This is a genomic window from Agrobacterium sp. SORGH_AS_0440 (assembly GCF_031453135.1).
In the GTDB taxonomy this organism is placed as follows: Bacteria; Pseudomonadota; Alphaproteobacteria; order Rhizobiales; family Rhizobiaceae; genus Agrobacterium; species Agrobacterium pusense.
Genome location: NZ_JAVIYR010000001.1, coordinates 1,670,684 through 1,686,448, shown reverse-complemented (window position 1 = coordinate 1,686,448; position 15,765 = coordinate 1,670,684). Strand labels below are relative to the sequence as shown.

Here is a 15,765-nt window from a genome sequence, read left to right as displayed (position 1 = left end):
AAACCAGATCAGCGCAGTTCGAATGCGTCCTGAATCTGCTGGGCACCCTCTTCGGCAGTCATCTGGCCGGAAACGATCTCAACCGAGATATCGTTGACGACACGACCGACGGCAGCGCCGAGCGTCTGGTCGAAGAAGTTCTGGTGCCAGGTGGAAGCAGCCAGCTGCTTGGCGGAATCCGCCAGCAGCGGGTTCTTCACCGCACCGGCAGCCCCTGTGGCAACCGGCAGGATCATACCGGCGGTCGCCATTTTCTCTTCGCTTTCCTTGCTGGTCAGGAAGGTGGCGAAATCGACAGCCTCCTTGGAGGCGTTCTTGGTGAGCGCCCAGCCGTTCAGGCCGCCCAGAGTGTCGGTAGCCTTGCCTGCGCCGCCTTCGACAACCGGGAAAGCGAAGCGACCGATATTTTCAGGGGCCAACCCCTTGCCGTCGCCGGCATTCTTGCGCTGGTTCGCTTCGGTATTGTCAAAGCCGAGAATGATTGCGGCCTTGCCATCGCCAAAGACGCCCAGTGCCTGTGGCCAGGTTGCGCCGAGATAACCGGGCTGGAAGGGTTCGAGCTTGCCGAACTCGGCGAGTTGCTCACCCGCCTTGACAATCGCCGGATCCATAAAGCCTTCGCCTTCACCCTTGCGGGCCGCGTCAAACACGGCCTGGCCACCATTGCGCATCACGAGATAGCTCCAGTAGAAGTGGATCGGCCATTTCTCACCGCCGCCACCTGCAATCGGAACGATGCCGGCGTCTTTGATCTTCTTCACCGTCGCGCTGAAGTCCGCCCAGGTCTTGATGTCTTCGGCCTTCACACCGGCCTTGGCGAAAAGCTCCTTGTTATAGAAGAAGCTGACGAGGCTGACACGATAAGGTACGGCCCAGACCTTGCCGTCGAAAGAAAGGCCGTCAATGGCGGATGCGTTATAGGCCTGGCGCAGCTTGCCGCCATCGGCGTCGAAAACCTCGGTCAGATCCTTCAGCGCACCGGTTTTGGACTGTTCCTCAAGAACGCCGCCGCCCCAGCTATAGAAGAAGTCCGGAACATCGTTCGATTGCAGCAAGGTCGGCAATTTTGCCTTGAAGGCTTCGTTTTCGAGGAACTGCAGCTGAACATCCACATCGGGGTGCTTGGCCTCGTATTCCTTGGCAATTTCTTCCCAGACAGCCACGGATTTCGGGTCCAGCTCAACATGCATCCATTTAACGACCGTCGCGGCCGAGGCGCTTGCTGCGCCGAGCATGAGAGCAATGCTTGTCGTTGCGGCAAAGCCTGTCAGCCTGCCGCTCAGGCTTGCGCCTGCGTGCCAAATCGTCATGATGGTGATCCTCCCTCGGGGATTTCCTCATTTATTCCCCAATGCGGATTAATTCACATTAGCCCTCGCCCAATGTCAAGGCACTATGCCGATTTTTTGCGCGAACAGCTTGACACACCCCTACCCCTACACCGTTATTTAATCCGCAACCCGACGTAAATCGGTTCTCGAACCGGCATTGATCGCAGCAGGACCCCATGAAGACCGCAGACCCCGAACTAATGCGCGCGATCAACAGGCTGAGCGTGCTGGACAGCATCCGCCGACATGGACCCATTTCCCGCGTTGAGATCAGCGAACGCACCCAGCTTTCCACCACGACCGTTTCCGCCATTACCGCCTCACTTTTGGATGACGGGCTCATCCTGACCCGGCACCTGGGCGATATCCGCACCGAAGGTGGGCGCGGCAGGCCGCGTGTGATGCTGGAGCTGAACCCGGATGCCGCCCGCGTTGTGGGCGCCAAGATTGCCGCGAACCGCATGGTCTTTGTCGTCACCGATTTTTGCGGCAATGTACTCTCCACCCTTGCCTTGCCGATCCGGGTAGACCGCCAGCCTATAGGCGTCATCGCCGACCTCGTGGAGGACGGCGTAAGACGTTGCGTCGTCGATGCCGGTCTATCGCTTGAGGATGTGGATATGGTCTGCCTCGGCCTGCCCGGCGTCATCGAACATCGCACCGGCAAGATCCGAAGCAGCCCGATTTTGCGGGAAGTGAATGTTAATTTCGCTGAGGAAATGACGGCACGGCTGAATTCGCCGACCATTATCGAAAGTGACGCCCACGCGATCACGCTTGCCCATCACTGGTTCGGCCATGCGCGCGATCTCGAAGACATGGTGCTGATTTCGCTGGAACAGACGCTCGGCCTTGGCGTGCTGCACCAGAACCAGCTCTTCCGTGGCGCGGGCGGTCTCAGCCACAATCTGGGTGACCTCGTGATCGGCCTTGCCAATGAAGGCACGGTGCGGCTGGCGAGCCAGGCCGGTGAAAACGCGATTTTGGGCTCCCGCCCGGCGGATGGGCGTTTTGCCGAAGCGATCCGGCTCGGCCGTGGCATGCAACATGCTCATGCGCTGATTGCGGCCGAAGATCACGACCTCATCACGGCCGCCTTGCGAGCCGGTGCCGCCCTCGGCCTGACACTAGCCAATATAGTCACGCTGTTTGCACCGCCGCGGGTCATAATTACCGGCTCCAGCCTCGAACTTGGCGAACCTTTCATCGCCAGCATTCGCAACAGCTACAATGCCGCAGTGCCGCCATCTCTGGCCGGTGTGGCGGAACTGGTTTTCGATGTTGCAAGCGACGAATTGTGGGCGCAGGGGGCCGCGGCCGTTGCGCTTTACGAACTTTACGAATCGCCATGGAACACGACCGGGCCAGCGCTCTAACCCGCAGGGGTGAGCACAGGCCAAGCATTTCTGGTTTACGGGAGGATTATATGAACAAAGTCGGCATCGGCATCATCGGCTGCGGCAACATTTCCAGCGCCTATCTCAAGGCCATGGCTTCGTTTCCCATTCTCGACATTCGCGGTCTTGCGGATATGAACGAGCAGGCGGCAAAGGCCCGCGCCGACGAATTCGGCCTCCAGGCGAGAAGCATCGACGCACTTCTAGCCGATCCCTCGGTGGAGATCATCGTCAACTTGACGATCCCCAAGGCACATGTGGAAGTGGGTCTGCGCGCGCTGGACGCCGGCAAACACGCCTATTCGGAAAAACCGTTGGGCATCAATTTCGCCGAAGGCAAACGCCTTGCGGACGCGGCAAAGGCAAAGGGCCTGCGTATCGGTTCGGCTCCGGACACCTTCCTCGGCGGCGGGCACCAGACAGCACGCCGGTTGATCGACGAGGGTGTGCTTGGCCAGCCCGTGGGCGGCACCGCCACCTTCATGTGCCCCGGCCATGAACGCTGGCACCCCAACCCAGCTTTCTATTATGAGGTTGGTGGCGGGCCGATGCTGGATATGGGACCCTATTACATTACCGATCTCGTCAACCTGTTTGGCCCGGTCGCCAGGGTGGCAGGTTTTGCCATTGCCCCCCGCAACGAACGCCTCATTACAAGTGAGCCAAAGAACGGCGACAAAATCCCCGTCCATGTCGCCACCCATGTGTCCGGCGTGCTGGCCTTCGAGAATGGCGCTGTTGTGCAGGTGGGTATGAGCTTCGATGTCGCCGGCCACAAACATGTGCCGCTTGAACTCTACGGCACTGAAGGTACGCTGATCGTCCCCGATCCCAACCATTTTGGCGGCGAAGTGCAATTGTTGAAGAAGGGCGGACAGTTCGAGCCGCAGACCCTGTCTTCGCCCTATGCAGACGGAAATTACCGTTCGATTGGCGTCGCCGACATGGCCTACGCCATCCGCGAGAACCGTCCGCACCGCGCCAATGGCAATCTTGCCCTCCACGTGCTGGAAGTCATGGAAGCCTTCCAGACGGCGTCAGATAGCGGCACGACCGTTTCCATCACCACCAAGGCGGAACGTCCTGCTCCGCTTGAAACATCGCTGGTCGACGGCCAGCTCGGCAAATAATCCCGAGGAGGAAATAAATGCGCGAAGCACTCATCGTCTGGGGCGGCTGGAGCGGCCACGAGCCGCAGGAATGCGCCACCATCGTCAAGGACATTCTGGAGGAGGACGGTTTCAAGGTCTATGTCGAGCACAGCACCGAGGCTTTCGCCGATCCGTCGGTGCATGATCTCAGCCTTGTTGTGCCTATTGTCACCATGTCGAAGATCGAGAAGGAAGAAATCAAGAACCTGACGGCGGCTGTTGAAAACGGCGTCGGCATCGCCGGCTTTCATGGTGGCGCGGGCGACAGTTTTCGCGAATGCGTGGAATACCAGTTCATGATCGGCGGGCAATGGGTCGCCCATCCCGGAAATATCATTGACTACACGGTCAACATCACCCGCCCTGACGATCCGCTGATGGAGGGGATTTCCGATTTTTCCTATACGTCAGAGCAATATTACATGCATGTCGACCCCTCCAACGAGGTTCTGGCGACAACGACGTTCACCGGCGATCACGCTTGGTGGATCGACGGCGTGGTGATGCCGGTGGTGTGGAAACGCAAATACGGCAAGGGCCGCGTGTTTTATTCGGCGCTCGGACATCAGGCCAAGGAATTTTCCGTGCCGCAGATGAAGACCATGTTTCGCCGCGGCGCCAACTGGGCGGCGCGTTGAGGTTATCGGGAACCTCTCCCACGCAACGTCATCCTCGGCCCTTCGCCGAGGATCGGCAGCAGATCCCTGGGACAGGCCCGAGCACCTACCGCGACCGACAAACGGGATCATACGTTGCCCGGTTTTGGCTTTTAGCCGGGTTTTCCGGTAGAGTCGATCCAGTCGAGGACAGTGCCACGCTCACCTTGCAGGACGATGGAAACGTCGCCCCCTTGTCGGCTTAGGCCACGGCGATGCGGTCGATGACCTCGCGGATGCGTTCGGCAGCCTCGAATGCCTGATCGGGATGGGACAGCGTCTCGGTCAAACGCTCGATCCTGCGTCGGTAGGTTCCCGCGATGCCCGGATGAAGATCGGGAACGTCTCAGGGATATCGGAAAGACGCGTGGCAAGACTCTCCTGTCTGACCTCCAGTTTCGTGAGCAGGTCGGACAGGCGCGATGCCAACTACTAGATGCGTAAGCGGATGAGAGATACGCGGGAGATGGCGCGATCGGACTAGGTCTTCACGACAGTTCAGCCTTCGCCGGCGGCAGGTTCGGGACACTGGCGCAACTGGTCTTCGATCGAAGCGTCACGCTGGTGTCAGAGGAATTGCGGGCATAACGGGCGACACGCGTCATGTTTGACTTCTCCTTCGTTTGGCAACGTGGCGGGACGGAGCCGTCCGGTCAAGACTGACGCGGGATGTGCCACCGCGGAAAGCGGAGCTGCCTTGAGAGGGCGGTTTCTTTCAGGCAAAAAAGTCTTTCAAGCATTGGTCTTGCCGCAGTTTTTCTGTGCATCGGCGTAGGGCTGTCATTCACAGCCAGTCAGGGCAGCAAATTACCGTTTTGCAAAAGATATTTAGCCGTCGTCGCAAGGGGTGTAGATATGGCGGAAAAAGGAAAACCTGGAGTCCGGGACCTTGGTCGGGCCAAGATCTATACTGTGACGGACCGCAATCCGGACTCATCAAAGCGTGGTCTTCTTCGCCAGTCGTACGCCCGGCCCACTACCGTTCTCCGGGATGAACTCTATTCCAGCAGCTTCTAGTGCTGTGCGGATCGCTTGGAGGTTATTGGGGTGGGGTAGACGGATACCCCTTTCAAAATCAACGACGGTGGGCCGGGATACCTTCGCTGCGTCGGCTAGCTGACTTTGGCTCAGGCCCAACATGGCTCTCGCTCCCCTACATTGCGCGGCAGAAATTTTACTCGAAGGCAAATGTTGATCCAGTTTTGACATTTTGACAAATCATTGTTAAATTGACAGACATTGCGTGCAGCAACGCCCGCAGCCGAGCGAGATGCTTGCTCCATCTCACTCGGCCTGACCAGACCAAGCTGTATGGAGCTCAGATCATGGCTGATTCTGACAATAGCACGACTTTGCCGTGCGTCACCCGCAGGAAGTTGCTGGCGGGTAGCGCCATTGCAGTCGGCGCATTGAATTCCGACGCCTTCACCCGCAACGAAATTAAGGGAGATGCGCCCTTCGATCCGGTCGTGCCCCTGTGGCACCAATGGCGGGATGCCCACAAGCTTACGGAGCGCCTTCGTTCCCAGCAGCAGAGCCTCGAACGGCAGCTTGCAGAGATCGTTGGCTTTCCTTTCGCTACGATCCACCTGTCCGATGGAGAACCGTTGGCGGCCTATTCCCGCGAGGCAATCCATGATGTGTTCCGTCTCGCGCCTCAGCAGACTGCAGCGTGCGCCAAAGCTGAAGCCGAGTTCGCGGCTCATCAGTTGCGGTGGGACAGGGCCGACCGGGAAATCGGATATTCAGCCGCAGTGCAGGCTGAGCGGGAGGCTGGTGCCCGGGCAGAAAACCTGCTCCACGCCATGGCCACCACATCTGCCACAACACTTTCGGGTGTGGCGGCCAAGCTCGACGCCGTGCTGCACGAAGGCAATATCTGGGAAGACGGCTCCGAGTTTCCATGGCCTCATATACGCTCTGCGCTCAACGACATCAGGCGTTTAGAAGAATCCTTCGCCAAAGATGTCGCACTGTGAACTTCCCCGGTGTCTGCGGGGTTCAATATGAGACGTTGCGCGACAGGGTCGGTCACCTTCCCGATCAAAGGCGCTGGGAACTGCAACGGATCGCACGAATCCTCTTCGACGAATTCGTTAATGCCCAGAAGGGAAAACTATCGGCAAAAAACAAGGGTGGCCGTATTCTTAAACTTGTTCTCTTTGGCCCCTGCGCACAGGAAACGCCGACGGGTGACTTCAAGGGCGATTGTCGCTATGAATATTACCTCCTAGTGGTCGTCAACACCAAAAACTTTGCCGCGCCCCGCTTCTGGAACAATGCTGCAGAAGGCCTCCTACGAGAACTGACGGTCACCGGACGCCTGGCTACGCCGGTGAACTTCATCGTTCATTCAATTATGGACCTTAATGACCATCTCGCGCACGACCGCCCCTACTTCGTGGACATTGTCCGCGACGGCATCATGCTCTACGAGATGCCGGGCTTTCCGCTCGTCACGCCCAGGGCGCTGGACCCCAAAGTCGCCAAAACCGAGATGCGCGGCGTTTTCGACCATTGGTTTCCAAGCGCCTCGCATCGCTTCGAGTTAGCGAAGGAGGCGATCGGGCGCGGCTATAGCAGGGAAGCTGCGTTCGATCTGCATCAAACCGTTGAACGGCTTTATCATTGCATCCTGCAGGTTCTGGCACTTTATAGCCCCAAAACCCACCGGCTGACATTTCTGCGTGCTCACGCCGAACGGGTCGCACCCCTGCTGACTACGGTCTGGCCCAGCGATAGCCGTTTTGCAAAGCAATGCTTTACCCGCCTTGAACGGGCCTATGTGGAGGCCCGCTATTCGCGCGGCTATGAAATCAGCGATGAAGAACTGGCCTGGCTGTCTCAGCGTGTGGAGGTTCTGAGGAAAACTGTCGCTGCAATCTGCTCGGCGCACCTTGATGCTTTCAACAGCGCGAGAACGTAAAGACTGGGCCGCGACGTGATGTGATGCGGTGTTGCGCAGCCGGAGAGGCTCCGCACCGCAACCAGCCGCTACCGCCTCGATTACAGCAACCCAAAGCCGCTGGAGCGAACTCAAACTGGACAGAACTTAGGGCACGTCAGGGGATTAAGTCTCTATAGTCAGCAAATATCTGTCACGGTCAAAACCTGCCCGAGGATGACGAAGGACAGGTTCTACGTTATCAACAAGCCGGAAACGAACCCCTCAAACCCGAACGATTTCTTCCGCCGCCATCGCCGCCCCCAGCACATGGTCATCCGTACCGTCCAGGCCTGAAAGCAGCAAACCGACCGGCATGCCTGCGTCGCCCGTTCCACAGGGGATCGAAACTCCGCAGAGATCGAAGAAGTTACCGATCTGCGTGTTGCGCAGGGTTTTTGCATTCATGGCGAAAAAAGCATCGTCACTTTGGAGAAGCGGCGCGACCCTGGCCGCAACATGCGGCAATGTCGGCGACATCAGCAGTTCGCCTTTCCCGATCATTCCCGAAAACGCCGCAGTCATGCGTTCACGCGCATCGATGATGGCTATGTAATCCGGCACTGAAATATTGGCCCCCAGCTTCGTTCGTACGACAACGCGCGGGTCCATACGCGCGGCATCAGCACCTTCCAGCCGGGTTTTGTGCAGGGCAAAGGCCTCCGCGGTCACCAGCGCACCCTTTTCCTTGATAAGCTCGAACAGTTCCGAAAAAATCGGGAATGCCTGCCGTCGCACGGAGGCACCGGCGCGGACAAGACGGTCCACTGCCTGCTCGAAAGCGGCCGCGACTTCGTCCTCGATTCGGTCGAAAAATACGGTCTCGGGCACCACAAGAGAAAGGCTGGAAAGTGGCACGCGCTGCACATCGGCGGCAGTCCTGCCCCGCATGGCGGCATCCACCCAGACCGCATCCTGAACCGTGCGGGTGAGGGGCCCGAGCGAATCGAGACTCTTCGCCAATGGATATACGCCGCGCATCGAATAACGGCCGCGACTGGCCTTGTAGCCTACCACGCCATTGAAAGCGGCAGGAATGCGGACCGATCCGCCCGTATCCGTGCCGATCGCCACCGGCACCAGACCGGCCGCCACGGCCACGCCCGCACCGGAGGAGGAACCGCCGGGCAGACGGTGTCCATCCGTGGAAAGGGGATTGCGCGGCGTGCCGTAATGCGGATTGATGCCAAGACCGGAAAATGCAAACTCGCTCATATTCGTTCGGCCGATGCAGATCATGCCGGCCTGTTTCAGCGCGGTCACCACATCAGCGTCCCGCGACGCAGGCTCATCATCCGCAAGCACGGTCGATCCGGCCGTGGTCACCGTTCCCTCCAGATCAAAAAGATCCTTCCAGGCCACTGGAATGCCGTCGAGAAGCCCGCGGGAACGGCCTTCGCGGATGCGTGTCGATGCGGCCTCCGCTTCGGCGGCGGCCCGCTCCGCCGTCAGCCCTATGAAAATGGCCTGATCGGCCTCCTGACGGATCGCATCGACTGTCTCTTCCACCAGGGCGCGCGGATCAAGGTGGCCACCCTGGATGAGAGCGGAAAGCTGCGCGATGTTCTTGCCCCTGTGAGCCATGACGAAATTCCCTAAAATCGGCGTATGATGCCCAGCATGCCGTTTATGCAAGGCTTGGCAAGGCCGGTCGCGGGATTTTCCAGGACGGCCGTTGCCGCCACTGGAACTCGGCTGCCAGAGTCTCTTTCTCAACCTGAAGTGCAAAGGCAGACCGCTTATATAAGCAGTGACTGTAAAAAGACGGATTAATTCTTAATCGCATCTAAACTTTGTTGAATTATTTAGCAGACACCATTGAAGTGCATGCCCTATAAAAATTCCATAAAACAATCATAACGCGACATCGCGGGGGACTATCGCGAATGGAAGAGACTGCCTATCGGGGGATGGATAGACAGGTAGAGCCCGGCCACATGCTTCGCTCAACGACGCCGCCGGAAAAGGGCCGGTCGTCGCGGCGGCGCTCGCTCGCCAGCAAGATAACCCTGATTTTCCTGGGTGGGGTGATCTTCGCCTACAGCATCGGCGCGCTTGTGGGCTGGTACATGTTCGTTGCCGCCGCCAGCGAACAGTGGCTCAATCAGGCCCGCGTCAACTCCCAGATTGCCAGCGCCACCCTTCGAAGCATCTACACCTATGTCAGCGTCACGGCGGATGCCGATGGCCAGGTCAACGGCATTTTGACCGACAAGCCTATCGGCGACGATGAATCCATTCTCGTTACGGGCTTCAATCCAAGCGATGTTCTCGCGCTCATAGGCGCCCAGACGAAAAATGCCGTCTGGCTATTCCGCTATGATGACGCCGATTCCGGTTTCAGGCAGATCGCAGCCGCTTTCGACAACGCCACAGACGATGATGAAAAACCGCTCGCTACCGACCCGATCTTCGCCAGAGATGCCGTGGCGGCGCGCTTCGCGACGGGGTTTGCAACCATAGGCGACTCCAGCCACTATATCGGCCTGCTGCCGATCATCAGTACGGAGACGAAAAAGCCGATCGGCGCGGTCGCCGTCAGCATCGGCGGTTCGGATGAACTTTATGGTGCGCAGCGCAAACTGATCTACAATTCGCTCATCGCGCTGATCGTGGTGCTGACCGTGACAGGTGTTCTGGTAACGGTCATCGCGCGGCATTTCCTGAAACCCGTACCGGCGCTGGTGCAGGCGACCCTGCGGATCGCCCGCGAGGAAACCGATGTCGCAACCCCCTTTCAGGACCGACGGGATGAAATCGGCGACATGGCAACCGCCATCGAGACGCTGCGCGAAGCCGTTCTGGAACGCGGACGCCTGCGGCAGATACGCGACATGGCGCAGCAAATGGAGCACATGGCCCATCACGATGCACTGACCGGGCTTCCAAACCGGGTGCTGCTGATGAAGACGCTGGAAAATCGCCTTGAGCATCTCTCCGCGTCCGGCCAGCTGTTCAATGTCATGCTGCTGGACCTCGATCGTTTCAAGGCCGTTAATGACACGCTCGGGCACGCGGCCGGCGACGCCCTGCTGGTGGCTGTCGCTTCGCGGATCTCCTCCGTCCTCGGAGAAAACGACATGGTGAGCCGCCTGGGCGGCGATGAATTCGCGATCATACAGTCGACAAGCGGCGACTTTGAGAGCGATGCGGCGATGCTGGCAGCGCGGGTGGTGCATGCCGTGTCGCGCAGTTTTGCGCTCGAAGGCAGCGATATCAGCATCGATACCAGCATCGGCATCGCCTGTGCGCCCGGTCACGGCACATCGGCCACACAGCTGCTGCAACATGCCGATCTCGGCCTTTACCGGGCGAAATCCATGGGCTGCGGCTATTTCGTCTTCTATGAGCCAGGCATGGACATGGCTGCGCAGCACAAGCACGCGCTGGAAATAGATATGAAATCCGCCCTCGAAAACCATGAGTTCGAACTGCATTACCAACCCGTGGTCAATCTGCAGAGCGGCCGCATCGTTGCCTATGAAGCGCTTGCCCGCTGGCGCCACAGCAAGCTTGGCCTGATCTCTCCGGACCGCTTCATCGCGCTTGCGGAAGAAAACAACTTCATCAGGCCGTTGGGCGAGTGGGTTTTGGCCCAGGCCTGCATGGATGCAATGACCTGGCCGAAGGATATCAGACTTGCCGTCAACCTATCCGCCGTTCAGCTTTGCAATGACGATATCGTCCCCATTGTGGACCGGGCGCTTGAAGCATCCGGATTCCCGGCGGAACGGCTTGAGCTGGAAGTGACGGAAACGGCTATGCTTGAGCGCGACAGCAGCACGCGCGTCCTAAAAATGCTGAAGGAAAGAGGCGTCCGCCTGGCGCTTGATGATTTCGGCACCGGTTATGCGGGGCTCAGCACGCTCACCCACGTCGCCTTCGACAAGATCAAGATCGACCGCGAATTCGTTTCCGGCCTTCCGACCAATCCCATGTGTTCGGCTATCGTCAACACCGTCATCGACATGGCCGAACAGATCGGCCTGAAGGTGACCGCCGAGGGGGTGGAAAACGTGGAGCAGGTCGAGGTGCTCAAACTTTCCGGATGCGATGAGGCCCAGGGCTATTATTTCGCCGAGCCTGCACCGCTTGCGCAGATTCTCAGGAGCCGTGCGGTCATCGTCCAAGTGGGAAAAACCGAAATCGCCGATCGAGCCGCGCAGACGGGCCACGATGCCGGACGACCGACACAGGACACCTATTGCCCTTCACAAAAAGCGATTTGAGAAACCGGCCGCCGGCCAAGAGGACATAAATGCGTATTGCAGTCTATTGCCTTTTCCTCACATGCTTTGCCCCCCTCACCCCGCTGCAGGCTGCCGGTGAAGGCGACACGCTTCAGCAGATCGCCAGGACCGCAAAAATCCGCATCGGCTATCGTGAGGCCGAACCTCCCTTTTCCTATCAGCTGCCGAACGGAGAAGTGACCGGTTTCTCAACCGATCTCTGCAGGACGATCAGCGAGGACATTCGCAAGTCCCTGAAACTCGACAAGCTCGACGTCGAATATGTCAAGGCCACGCCCGCCACCCGCTTCATCCTTGTCCGCGGCGGTCAGATCGACATCGAATGCGCCGCCACGACCAACAATAGCGACCGTCGCAGGATCGTGGATTTTTCCTATCCGAATTTTATGACGGCAACACAGTTTCTCTCGCGCAAGCAGGATAATCTGAAAAGCCTCGCCGATCTGGCAGGCAGGTCAGTCACATCCGCCTCCGGAACCGTCAATATTGAGCAGCTCAATGCCGTGAACCGTGAGAAGAACCTCAATATCTCCGTCATGCCGACGAAAACCAACGAGGAAGCCTTCGCCCTCGTCGTTTCCGGCAAGGCTTCGGCTTTCGTGATGGATGGTATCCTGCTGGCGGCGCTGGCGGCGACATCTGAAAATCCGGATCTTTATGCGCTTTCCGAGGAGACGCTGAGCGCACCGGAACCCTACGGGCTGGTCTTCCGTCGCGACGACCCGGCCTTCAAGGCGGTCGTCAACGACAGTCTGAAACGGATTTTCACTGGCCCCGCCATTCATGATCTCTATGAAAAATGGTTCACCAGACCCATTCCGCCAAACGGCATGAATCTGAACCTGCCGATGGCAGCAGCTCTGAGACAGGCCTACGAACAACCGAAAGAATATCGGGATTAAGGTGCTCGCACCCCCGCCTCCATTTTCATGAAAACACGTTTCGACAGATACTTTAGCTGGAGATGCGCGATGCAGAGATCGACATTATGGCTTGCATTAGGAATTTTTAGCCTTTTATCCACTCATGCGGCCGGGCAGGAAGTGCAGCCGCCGACACTCGAGACCATTGCTAGAACCGGTGTCATCCGGCTGGGTTATGCCGATCGCAATATCCCCTTTTCGTATCTCGGCACCGGCCCGGAGCCGATCGGCTACAGCATCGAGCTTTGCCTCAAGGTGGTGGATTCCATCAGGGAAAAACTGGATCTGCCGGGACTGAAGGTCGACTTCGTCAAACGCACGCCCAGCAATCGCATCACGCTTCTCAATGACGGCACGATCGACATGGAATGTGTGGCGAGCACGAACACGGAAGAACGGCGCAAGGCCGTATGGTTCTCTTACAGCCACTTCATCACCGGTACGCGATACGTGGCGCTGAAATCGAGCGGCCTGAATACCGTCGCGGATCTTGCCGGGCGTACCGTGGTGGTAACGACGGGGACCATTAATATCAGCCAGTTGAACGTGCTCAATCGCAAACTGGGGCTGAACATCGCCGTGCTGCAAAATGACAGCACCGAAGGCGGTTTCGAGATGGTGACGGAAAACCGTGCTTCGGCTTTCGTCATGGACGATATTCTTCTGCGATCCTTCGTCGCCGAAACAGGCAGGCCTGAGGATTACGCAATTTCAAATGAATATCTTGCGCCACCCCAACCCTACGGCCTGATGCTTCGCCACGGCGATACCGGTTTCAGAGATGCCGTCAACGAGGCCTTGGGTGAAATCTATGCGAGCGGTGAAATCGAGAAAATCTACGAGAAATGGTTCAACGCTCCGATCCCGCCGAACGGGATGAACCTTCAGCGCCCGCTTCCGGACGATCTCGCTGACGCGTTTCGAAACCCCGTGGATACGACCGCGCAGTAAAAACGCCGCCCGGTTGGGGCGGCGTCTTTCATGCCTATGTCACGCGGCGCGGAGATCTGCGCCGAGCGGAATTTCGACGTCGATCTCGAGAATCGAGAAATGTTCGTCGCGATCCATCTTCACGTGCACACGGTCGCCGTCGATCTGTACATGCTTGGCAATGACGCCGAGAATTTCTTCCCGCAGGATGGCGACAAGATCAGAGCCCGATGAGGCCCGCTCATGGGCGAGCAGCACTTGCAGGCGCTCACGCGCAAGCGGTGCCGACTTCTGTTTGCGAAAAAGATTGAAGAGACTCATGCAGCCCTCCTTGCGAAGATCTTGGAGAAGATGCCACGCTTTTCGCCCGGAATGACCACCGGAATATCTTCCCCCGATAGGCGGCGGGCAGCGTCGAAATAGGCCATGGCCGGCGCGCAGCGGGCATCTGCGAGCGTGACCGGCGCACCGACGTTAGAGGCGCGCAGCACATCCGAACTCTCGGGAATGATGCCAATCAACGGGATCGACAGGATTTCGAGAACGTCGTCGACCTTCAGCATATCACCCCGCTCCGCACGCGCAGAATCATAGCGGGTAATGAGAAGGTGTTTTTCCATGCGCTCGCCGCGCTCGGCCTTCAGCGTCTTTGAATCGAGCAGGCCGATGATGCGGTCGCTGTCGCGCACCGAGGAGACTTCAGGATTGGTAACGACCACAGCCACATCCGCATGGCGCATGGCCAGCGTCGCGCCGCGTTCGATTCCGGCGGGGCTGTCGCAGATCACCCAGTCGAAGTGCTTCTTCAACTCGTTGATGACCCATTCCACACCTTCCGGCGTCAGATTGTCCTTGTCCCGCGTCTGCGAGGCGGGCAGCAGGAACAGCGTCTCCAGGCGCTTGTCGCGGATCAGCGCCTGCGTCAGCTTGGCATCGCCCTGAATAACGTTGACGAGATCGTAGACCACACGGCGTTCAGCACCCATGACGAGATCGAGGTTGCGCAGGCCGACATCGAAATCGACAACCACGACCTTCTCTTTATTCTGCGCCAATGCGGCGCCAAGCGCTGCGGTCGAGGTGGTCTTACCAACCCCGCCCTTGCCGGAAGTTACAACGACTACCTTCCCCATATGGCTCTCTCCTGTTCGTGCGTGTTTATCTGTTATCAGCCGAGTTTCGCGGCCTTGATCGTATCGTCTTCCAGCCAGAGCTGAACGGGTTGCCCGCGCAGCTTGTCGTCAATGTCCTCAGCCACCTTGTAGACGCCGTCGATTGCCAGAAGCTCGGCCTCCAGCTTGCGGCAGAAGATGCGCGCAGAGACATTGCCGAGCGAACCGGCCATGGCCCGCCCGCGCAGCGCTCCGTAAACATGGATCGAACCGCCAGCGATGATCTCCGCTCCCGAGGCGACCGAGCCAATGACGGTCACGTCACCTTCGGGAAACATGATCGACTGGCCGGAGCGCACGGGCTCGTTGATGACGAGTGACTGCACGACGGCGCGGATCTCGCCCGATGTAGGCGGCTTCTCCTCCGGCAATTCGGCAGCCACGGCGACCGGCTCGACCTCGACATCGGAAGCCGGCTTCCCGCCCTTCAGCGATGGGGGCATGCCCGGCTCGATCATCGAGGGACGAACGCCCTCGATGCCCATAATGCCGACATTGCGCTCCCTGAGCGCCGCCAGCAGTTCCTTCAGACCCGCCTTGTCGAGCGACAGTTCCGAAACATCGAGAACCACCGGCCGCGACAGGAAGAAGCCCGCCGAACGCGCCGCGAGATCATCGAGCCTTTCCAGCCATTGATCGACCGGAGCTTCGGGGGACAGGACGACTGCGAGGAAGGAGCGGCCTTTGATGCGGATGGAACGCTGGTCTGTTAGCACTTTGGTCATCTTGGTAAACAAATCGTTGACAATTAGGTACCTCGAATATGGTTAACAAATGGTTAACGCCACCCTCAAGAGAGGGAAATCGTTAAGAAAATTCCGGTTTCGAAACTCTCATGCAGAATCTTCAAGAACATCTGCTATCCCCTTGAATCTTTGACATTCCCTGGCATATGAAGGCAAAGGATAACAGCGAATCCTTGCTGCAGGCTGACTCCCGGTGTGGCTCTGTTCGCCGTCGCCCTGGCTGCCGACGACCTCGACTCGCGTGTGTCTGACCGCGTCCGATTCC

Annotated in this window: 14 protein-coding genes; 8 read left to right on the top strand and 6 right to left on the bottom strand. The window is 58.6% G+C overall.

Annotation, left to right across the window (positions count from 1 at the left end):
* Positions 1 to 8: 8 nt before the first annotated feature.
* A complete protein-coding gene (locus QE453_RS07680; RefSeq protein WP_309776655.1) occupies positions 9 to 1,310 on the bottom strand; it encodes an extracellular solute-binding protein in 1,302 nt (433 codons plus the stop codon).
* 197 nt (positions 1,311 to 1,507) lie between these two features.
* Between QE453_RS07680 and QE453_RS07675 the strand changes: the two genes are divergently transcribed.
* From QE453_RS07675 to QE453_RS07665, 3 genes are read left to right on the top strand one after another with little or no spacing between them, the layout of a single operon-like run.
* Positions 1,508 to 2,707 carry an ROK family transcriptional regulator gene (locus tag QE453_RS07675; RefSeq protein WP_004438840.1) on the top strand — a complete coding sequence of 400 codons (1,200 nt, stop codon included), beginning with the start codon at positions 1,508 to 1,510 and terminating at the stop codon, positions 2,705 to 2,707.
* Between the two features lie 50 nt (positions 2,708 to 2,757).
* On the top strand, positions 2,758 to 3,858 hold the full coding sequence (locus QE453_RS07670; RefSeq protein ID WP_309776654.1) for a Gfo/Idh/MocA family oxidoreductase: 1,101 nt from the start codon (positions 2,758 to 2,760) through the stop codon (positions 3,856 to 3,858).
* 17 nt (positions 3,859 to 3,875) lie between these two features.
* Positions 3,876 to 4,517, top strand: coding sequence for a ThuA domain-containing protein (locus tag QE453_RS07665; RefSeq protein ID WP_309776653.1), 642 nt, complete (start codon positions 3,876 to 3,878; stop codon positions 4,515 to 4,517).
* A 954-nt stretch (positions 4,518 to 5,471) separates the two neighbouring features.
* Here QE453_RS07665 and QE453_RS07660 read toward each other — a convergent pair.
* Entirely contained in the window at positions 5,472 to 5,744 is a 273-nt protein-coding gene (locus QE453_RS07660; RefSeq protein ID WP_281411418.1) for a helix-turn-helix domain-containing protein, read from the bottom strand.
* Between the two features lie 116 nt (positions 5,745 to 5,860).
* Between QE453_RS07660 and QE453_RS07655 the strand changes: the two genes are divergently transcribed.
* Both QE453_RS07655 and QE453_RS07650 read left to right on the top strand, forming a co-directional pair.
* Positions 5,861 to 6,514 carry a hypothetical protein gene (locus QE453_RS07655; RefSeq protein ID WP_309776652.1) on the top strand — a complete coding sequence of 218 codons (654 nt, stop codon included), beginning with the start codon at positions 5,861 to 5,863 and terminating at the stop codon, positions 6,512 to 6,514.
* A complete protein-coding gene (locus QE453_RS07650) occupies positions 6,511 to 7,461 on the top strand; it encodes a HEPN domain-containing protein (RefSeq protein ID WP_309776651.1) in 951 nt (316 codons plus the stop codon). Before QE453_RS07655 ends, QE453_RS07650 begins: the two co-directional genes overlap by 4 nt.
* Positions 7,462 to 7,704: 243 nt before the next feature.
* Here QE453_RS07650 and QE453_RS07645 read toward each other — a convergent pair whose 3' ends face one another.
* Positions 7,705 to 9,063: an amidase gene (locus QE453_RS07645; RefSeq protein ID WP_309776650.1), complete on the bottom strand. Its 1,359-nt coding sequence runs from the start codon at positions 9,061 to 9,063 to the stop codon at positions 7,705 to 7,707.
* 302 nt (positions 9,064 to 9,365) lie between these two features.
* Here QE453_RS07645 and QE453_RS07640 point away from each other — a divergent pair, with 302 nt between their 5' ends.
* The 3 genes from QE453_RS07640 (at position 9,366) to QE453_RS07630 (ending at position 13,603) form a co-directional block, all read left to right on the top strand.
* The gene (locus QE453_RS07640; protein ID WP_309776649.1) at positions 9,366 to 11,708 is read left to right on the top strand and encodes a sensor domain-containing phosphodiesterase; all 2,343 of its coding nucleotides are present in this window, start codon (positions 9,366 to 9,368) and stop codon (positions 11,706 to 11,708) included.
* A gap of 29 nt (positions 11,709 to 11,737) precedes the next feature.
* Positions 11,738 to 12,631 carry an amino acid ABC transporter substrate-binding protein gene (locus QE453_RS07635; RefSeq protein ID WP_006697233.1) on the top strand — a complete coding sequence of 298 codons (894 nt, stop codon included), beginning with the start codon at positions 11,738 to 11,740 and terminating at the stop codon, positions 12,629 to 12,631.
* Between the two features lie 69 nt (positions 12,632 to 12,700).
* Positions 12,701 to 13,603: an amino acid ABC transporter substrate-binding protein gene (locus QE453_RS07630; protein WP_309776648.1), complete on the top strand. Its 903-nt coding sequence runs from the start codon at positions 12,701 to 12,703 to the stop codon at positions 13,601 to 13,603.
* A gap of 39 nt (positions 13,604 to 13,642) precedes the next feature.
* Here QE453_RS07630 and minE read toward each other — a convergent pair whose 3' ends face one another.
* Genes minE through minC form a run of 3 tightly spaced genes read right to left on the bottom strand, consistent with a single transcriptional unit; the run spans position 13,643 to position 15,479 of the window.
* Positions 13,643 to 13,903, bottom strand: a complete 261-nt coding sequence (gene minE / locus QE453_RS07625; RefSeq protein ID WP_004438814.1) for a cell division topological specificity factor MinE — start codon at positions 13,901 to 13,903, stop codon at positions 13,643 to 13,645.
* The gene (gene minD / locus QE453_RS07620; RefSeq protein WP_004438810.1) at positions 13,900 to 14,715 is read right to left on the bottom strand and encodes a septum site-determining protein MinD; all 816 of its coding nucleotides are present in this window, start codon (positions 14,713 to 14,715) and stop codon (positions 13,900 to 13,902) included. The genes minE and minD overlap by 4 nt, the downstream gene beginning before the upstream one ends.
* 35 nt (positions 14,716 to 14,750) lie before the next feature.
* A complete protein-coding gene (gene minC, locus QE453_RS07615; protein ID WP_309776647.1) occupies positions 14,751 to 15,479 on the bottom strand; it encodes a septum site-determining protein MinC in 729 nt (242 codons plus the stop codon).
* Positions 15,480 to 15,765 lie beyond the last annotated feature (286 nt).

Bases quoted from the DNA above. Each gene is read 5' to 3' on its own strand.
- QE453_RS07665 (WP_309776653.1), top strand. From the start codon at position 3,876: ATGCGCGAAGCACTCATCGTCTGGGGCGGCTGGAGCGGCCACGAGCCG.
- QE453_RS07670 (WP_309776654.1), top strand. From the start codon at position 2,758: ATGAACAAAGTCGGCATCGGCATCATCGGCTGCGGCAACATTTCCAGC.
- minD (WP_004438810.1), bottom strand. From the start codon at position 14,715: ATGGGGAAGGTAGTCGTTGTAACTTCCGGCAAGGGCGGGGTTGGTAAG.
- QE453_RS07675 (WP_004438840.1), top strand. From the start codon at position 1,508: ATGAAGACCGCAGACCCCGAACTAATGCGCGCGATCAACAGGCTGAGC.
- QE453_RS07660 (WP_281411418.1), bottom strand. From the start codon at position 5,744: ATGTCAAAACTGGATCAACATTTGCCTTCGAGTAAAATTTCTGCCGCG.
- QE453_RS07655 (WP_309776652.1), top strand. From the start codon at position 5,861: ATGGCTGATTCTGACAATAGCACGACTTTGCCGTGCGTCACCCGCAGG.
- QE453_RS07680 (WP_309776655.1), bottom strand. From the start codon at position 1,310: ATGACGATTTGGCACGCAGGCGCAAGCCTGAGCGGCAGGCTGACAGGC.
- minE (WP_004438814.1), bottom strand. From the start codon at position 13,903: ATGAGTCTCTTCAATCTTTTTCGCAAACAGAAGTCGGCACCGCTTGCG.
- QE453_RS07630 (WP_309776648.1), top strand. From the start codon at position 12,701: ATGCAGAGATCGACATTATGGCTTGCATTAGGAATTTTTAGCCTTTTA.
- QE453_RS07640 (WP_309776649.1), top strand. From the start codon at position 9,366: ATGGAAGAGACTGCCTATCGGGGGATGGATAGACAGGTAGAGCCCGGC.
- QE453_RS07635 (WP_006697233.1), top strand. From the start codon at position 11,738: ATGCGTATTGCAGTCTATTGCCTTTTCCTCACATGCTTTGCCCCCCTC.
- QE453_RS07645 (WP_309776650.1), bottom strand. From the start codon at position 9,063: ATGGCTCACAGGGGCAAGAACATCGCGCAGCTTTCCGCTCTCATCCAG.
- minC (WP_309776647.1), bottom strand. From the start codon at position 15,479: ATGACCAAAGTGCTAACAGACCAGCGTTCCATCCGCATCAAAGGCCGC.